This window comes from Paenibacillus sp. 01T422 (genome assembly GCF_056398785.1).
Map to the genome: position 1 here is coordinate 1 of NZ_JBFTQB010000326.1, position 6,429 is coordinate 6,429.

At 45.5% G+C, this 6,429-nt stretch carries 3 protein-coding genes and 1 pseudogene; all 4 read left to right on the top strand.

Translation table 11 applies throughout. The features are described 5' to 3' along the window. Window positions 1-216: pseudogene (locus AC1DUA_RS18710) on the top strand (sugar ABC transporter permease); the annotation flags it as partial. Then, complete coding sequence (locus AC1DUA_RS18715; RefSeq protein ID WP_477501208.1) at window positions 216-1,040, top strand: carbohydrate ABC transporter permease; 825 nt, start codon at window positions 216-218, stop codon at window positions 1,038-1,040. The pseudogene AC1DUA_RS18710 and the gene AC1DUA_RS18715, both read left to right, overlap by 1 nt. Window positions 1,041-1,101: 61 nt before the next feature. Next, the gene (lacZ, locus tag AC1DUA_RS18720) at window positions 1,102-4,146 is read left to right on the top strand and encodes a beta-galactosidase, LacZ type (protein ID WP_477501209.1); all 3,045 of its coding nucleotides are present in this window, start codon (window positions 1,102-1,104) and stop codon (window positions 4,144-4,146) included. A gap of 678 nt (window positions 4,147-4,824) precedes the next feature. Continuing rightward, a partial coding sequence (locus AC1DUA_RS18725; protein ID WP_477501210.1) for a PA14 domain-containing protein occupies window positions 4,825-6,429 on the top strand: 1,605 nt, incomplete at its 3' end.

Sequence of the window (6,429 nt, forward strand, 5' to 3'; positions counted from 1 at the left end):
ACATCAACGATCGGAACCTTGCAATTGTTCGACGAGATCATGAATATTACGAAGGGTGGCCCAGGTAACGCAACCCTCTCCATATCGCAGTATATTTACAATCTTTCCTTCAAGTACACACCTGATTTTGGCTATGCGGCGACAGTCTCCTATTCGGTTGTAGCTATGATCATTGTGTTATCTGTCCTTCAAATCAAATTGGCAGGTGATAAATAATGAGAGCACTCAATCGGACAATTGTATATGTCTTTCTTTTTGCTGTAGCAGTGATATCGATTTTTCCATTCCTATGGATGGTAATTAGTTCAACGAATCTTTCTGTGGATGTTACGCAGGGCAGAATGTTACCAGGATCGCATTTTATCGATAACTATAAAAAGCTAATTGATTCCATCAACTTGCTTCCTGCCCTATGGAATTCCCTGAAAATCTCTTTATCCACTACGATATTAGCCTTATTGGTTGCTTCGCTCGCTGGATATGCCTTTGAAATCTATCGGAGTAAAGCCAAGGATGTCGTGTTCAACTTGCTGCTTGTCTCCATGATGATTCCATTCGCAGCATTGATGGTTCCTCTTTACCAAATGTTCTCAAGCTTGTCACGGAGTGTTCCATTTATCGGGATTAATACGATGAACGCGGTAGTTCTTCCGACATTTACAACGGCGTTTCTTATTTTCTTCTTCCGCCAAAGCACGAAAATGTTTCCGAGAGAGCTTCTGGAAGCAGGACGCATGGATGGATTAACGGAGTTAGGATTATTTTTCCGGATTTATATGCCAACCATGAAAACGACCTACTCAGCTGCAGCTATTATTACGTTCATGTCCAGTTGGAACAATTACTTATGGCCGTTGATTGTCTTGCAAACACCGGAGAAACGAACAATTCCATTATTGATTTCAAATTTGGGTTCTAGTTATGCACCGGACTTCGGGGTCATCATGACCGCTATCGTAATTTCGACAATTCCGACAGCGCTTGTATTTTTCCTCATGCAAAAACAATTTGTCGCTGGTATGGTAGGTTCGGTAAAATAGGGGTTGATAACTGTCAAAAAATAGGTGTTATTTCAGGTATATTTCTCAGGAGGCATTATTCATGAAACAATCAGTACCAAGCCTTGATTGGCTGCAAGATGTGCGTGTATTTCGAGTAAACAGGTTGGATGCTCATTCTGATCACCGCTATTATCGTTCGATGGCTTCCGCTGAAGCAGGCGCACCCATGGACATGAGGTATAGCTTGAACGGAAGCTGGCAGTTCAGCTATGCCCCAAACCCTGCTAGCCGTGTGCAATCGTTTTATCAATTAGATTATAACTGCAGCAGCTGGGAGCATATCCAAGTGCCAGGACATATTCAGCTGCAGGGCTGGGGACAACCGCAGTATGTCAACACGATGTATCCTTGGGATGGCGTAGAAGCGCTGCGTCCACCGCAAATATCGCAAGAGCATAACCCCGTGGGCAGCTATGTGAAAAATTTCCAACTGCCAGACTCGATGATCGGCAAGCCGGTTTATATTTCGTTCCAAGGCGTTGAATCAGCTTTCTACATATGGCTTAACGGCGAATTCGTCGGTTATAGCGAAGACAGCTTCACACCAGCAGAGTTTGACCTATCGCCTTATATCCGTGAAGGTGAGAATAAGCTGGCAGTGGAAGTGTATCAGAGAAGTACGGGAAGCTGGCTAGAGGATCAGGATTTCTGGCGGATGTCAGGGATTTTCCGAGATGTATACGTATATACGGTTCCTAAGGTGCATGTGTGGGATCTGCGTGTGAAGGCCGATTTGGATGATGCGTATGAAGAAGGATTGCTTGAAATTGATCTCGCACTTCGAGATGACCATGTGGAAACGGTTCGCGCTAAGCTTGAATTGAAAGATGCTAAAGGACAGGCGATTCTCACGGAAACGGGTGAATTCCGAAACGGCAACTTGTCTTTCAACCTCGCAGCGGGAATTGTTCAGCCATGGAGCGCAGAAAATCCCTATTTATATGCTGCCTGTATCTCAATTTACGATGAGAATGGAAATTTGGTCGAGGCCATTGTGYAGAAGACGGGCTTCCGTCGTTTTGAAATGAAAGACAAGCTGATGTGCTTAAATGGCAAGCGCATTGTATTCAAAGGCGTAAACCGCCATGAATTCAACTGCCGCACTGGAAGAACAATTACGAAGCAGGACATGCTGTGGGACATTCAAACGCTCAAGCGCAGCAACATCAATGCTGTCCGGACCTCCCATTATCCGAATCAGACATTATGGTACGAGTTGTGTGACGAATATGGTGTCTATGTCATCGACGAGATGAACTTGGAGACGCACGGATCGTGGCAGAAAATGGGGGCTGTCGAACCTTCGTGGAACATTCCGGGCAACGACATGCAGTGGCAGGATATCGTGCTTGATCGTGCGATTTCCATGGTAGAACGCGATAAGAATCATCCTTCGATTCTCATCTGGTCATGCGGCAATGAGTCATATGCCGGCCAAGTTATTTTGAATGTAGCCGACTACTTCCGCGAGACGGACCCAGGCCGACTTGTTCATTACGAGGGTGTATTCCACAATCGTGACTACGACGCCACAAGCGACATGGAAAGCAGAATGTATGCCAAACCTGCGGACATTGAGGCGTATCTGAACAGCCAACCGGAGAAACCGTATATTAGCTGCGAATATATGCACGCGATGGGGAACTCAGTCGGAGGTCTTCATAAGTATACAGAGCTGGAAAACAAATATCCGATGTACCAAGGCGGCTTTATTTGGGATTATATCGATCAGGCTATTATCAAAAAAGATCGGAATGGCCGTGAATTCTTGGCCTATGGCGGAGATTTCCAAGACCGTCCTACGGATTACAGTTTTTGCGGAGATGGCCTTGTTTTTGCTGATCGTCAACTGAGTCCTAAGATGCAGGAAGTCAAATTCCTTTATCAGAATATCAAGCTAGAGCCTACTAGAAGTCATATTAAAGTCATTAACGAAAATTTGTTTGTGAATACAGATCAGTATGTGCTTGAATATCGCCTTTATCATGAAGGTACGGAAATTGGCAACGGGATCAAAGATGTTGCCGTTGAAGCGCAAAGTGAAAACATCATYCCGATCGAACTGCCAGATGTGCATGGACAACCAGGTGAATACTGCATCCAAGCTTCCTTGGTGCTGAGGGATTCTGCGGTATGGGCTGAAGCTGGGTTTGAGACGGCATTTGGCCAATCCACTTTCGTCATACAAGCAAGTGTTCAGAACGAACAACCTGCCGGCGAAGTAAATGTAGTGGAGGGAGACGTCAATATTGGCATGACAGGCAAAGGGTTCTCTGTCATTTTCTCGAAGCAGGTAGGCTCTCTCGTTTCGCTTAGATACCATGGTCGCGAGATGATCGCGTTACCTCCGGTTCCGTTATTTTGGCGGGCGACCACTGATAACGATAAAGGAACTGCTATGGGATATACGGCTGGCGCTTGGTATGCCTCCAGTCTGGCGCGCAAATGTGTCAGCACAGTGCTGAAGCAAGAGAAAGGCTCGGCAACGGTTGCTTTTGATTACAGATTCAGCATTAGCTCCGAAGTTAGCGTTCGTATTGCCTACACGGTGTATGCGGATGGAACAATTCGTGTGCAGACGCATTACAAAGGTACAGCAGGTCTGCCGAATCTACCGATTCTTGCCGTTTCCTTCAAAATGTCGGCTGATTATAACCAATCAGAATGGTATGCGATGGGGCCGGAAGAAAACTACAGTGATCGCAGTCATGGAGGGCGCTTGGGAATTTTCAGCCGTCAGGTTGATCAATTGCCAACACCTTACCTGGTTCCACAGGAGTCCGGTAATCGAACTGGTGTTCGTCGTGTAAATGTGACAGACATAGGTGGTATTGGCCTCTCGATTAAGGCTGATCCACACGCCCCTGTTGAATGCAACTTGTCTCCGTATACGGCATTCGAGCTTGAGCATGCAGACCATGCTTATGAGCTGCCGGATGTTCATTATACGGTTGTTACGGTAGCTGGCAAACAAATGGGTGTCGGCGGTGACGACAGTTGGGGAGCGCCTGTGCATGAGGAATATCAGATTCCAGCTGATCAAGAAATCTCGTTTGAGTTCGTAATTGCTAGCGCAGGAAATTAGTAGGATAAAAAGAGGGTGTCCCAAAAGCTATGAAATTGGCTTTAGGACACCCTTGTCAAGCAAGAGGCTGCCCTCAAGGTTTATTTACCTTAGTGGACAGCCTCTTTTTTCGTATAAATTCATGCGCATAGTTTCTGGGAGGGAACTGTAGTGCTCTATTTGCCTGTAAAGCAGCGGTTTTCCACTATGAGGGGAACTACAGTTCGCTATTTTGTCGATTTTACGCGATAAACATGCCTCAGAGGCAAAATAAGACCCTGTAGTTCATCTAGGAACGGAAACAGCTCATTTTCCTCCAAATAGAGTACCCTAGTTCCTCAAGCACATCTTTCGTACAACCCTTGCTAGGATTATGTAGCATGTAATTGGCAGGGGAAGGCAGGAGTTGCTGTATGGTGAGCAGTCTGAGTGGACAGGGGCCAGAAGTAATGTGAAGTAATGTGAAGTAATGTGAAGTAATGTGATGTGATGTGACCTTGCAAATAGATTGCCATAAAATTACAAGAAATGCCTGAAATCTGTAAATACAAATGGATACAGGGACATATATGCTTGATATGCGCTCACTTTTGATTTGAGGGTAATGCCAATTTGAAAAGGAGAGGAGGCACTTGCACTAAGATTAAGATTCGTTTCATAACCCGYGAATCCAGTAATTCAAAGAGGAGAATTGTACAAATGAAAACGACTAGAAGGCTTGTGCAGCTATTTATCTTTTCGATGTTGATCTGCCTCATTCTTCCGTATAGCTTATCCAAAAGCCATGCGGCAGATTCCAAACCTAGTGCAACAAATTATGGTTTGAAAGCGGACTACTACAAGAACTCCGGACCCGATGAGTTTAGGTTTGAAGATTTGGTAACGACGGTGGTCGATCCGTACATTAATTTTAGTTCATTGGAAGGAGCATTCACGACATTGGTAGGGCAGAACAATCGTGTGAATGTGAGATGGACAGGACAGATTACACCAGATTTCTCTGAAAATTATACGTTCTGGATGATCGGTGATAACGGTTTCAGACTGTGGATCGATAACAAATTAGTCATTGATCATTGGGTCGCTGACTGGGATAAAGAACAAACAAGCAGCCCAATCGCACTGGCAGCCGGGCAGAAATACGACATCAAAATCGAGTATTTCGAGAATGACGGTGGGTCCAATTTGTTTTTACGTTGGGGCAGCCCAAGTGTGCCGAAGCAAATCGTACCTGCGACTGCTTTCACATTGCCCGTAGGTTTTGAGAATAGCGGTCCAGTCGCTGGATCGGTTCTGACTGATGGTTTGCATGCCGAATTTACATTTGCAGAGGCGTTAGCGGAGCTTGGCAGCAACGCACGAGAGCAGCTTTCCGTTAATGTGTTAGGGAAGGATTGGCCAATTAAATCGGCAATTCTCAAGGCTGATGATCCCAAAACGATCCAAATAGAGTTCGAATATCCCATGTATTACCAAGATGCGCCAATGGCGAATATCGGATATACAGGCGGCGGTGCTCTTGTGTATGCTGCAAGCAGTAAGCCACTCAAAGACTTCTATCTTGCAATCAAAAATGACTCCACCTATCAAATCGAAACGCCATGGGCAAGCCAAGTTGATGCGAATCAACCTTTGCCGGATTATCCAAGACCACAGATGGTTCGTGATCAATGGCTAAACCTGAATGGAAAGTGGGAATTTCAAGCAGCCAAACAAGGGGATGCGCTTCCAACAGGTCAAAAGCTCAAAGAGAACATCACGGTACCGTTTGCCGTGGAATCCAGGCTTTCAGGTATTCAGCGTCAAGAGCAGCTTATGTGGTACAAGCGGAATTTCACGGTGCCGCAAAATTGGAATGGGCAACATGTGAAATTGAATTTTGGTGCAGTAGATTACGAAACAGACGTGTATGTGAACGGAACTAAGGTAGGTAGCCATAAAGGTGGATACACGTCATTCAGTTTTGATATAACGGACCAATTGAAACCTGGGGACAATGAATTGATCGTGCATGTACTCGATTATACGGATACCCAAGGAGATCAAATTAAAGGGAAGCAAACAGTTGTACAACCAGGAGGTATTTGGTATACGTCAGTGTCTGGTATCTGGCAAACCGTTTGGCTGGAGCCAGTCGCTAATGCGAGTATTGACCGGATGAACATGGTGCCAGATATCTGGAATGGCCAGTTGAAGCTGACCGTGGATGCGGTTAATGGAGCAGGTAAAACGGTTGAAGCTGTGGCTCTGAGAAATGGTGTGGAAGTCGGTCGCATTAGCGGAAATGCCGGTACTGAATTACAG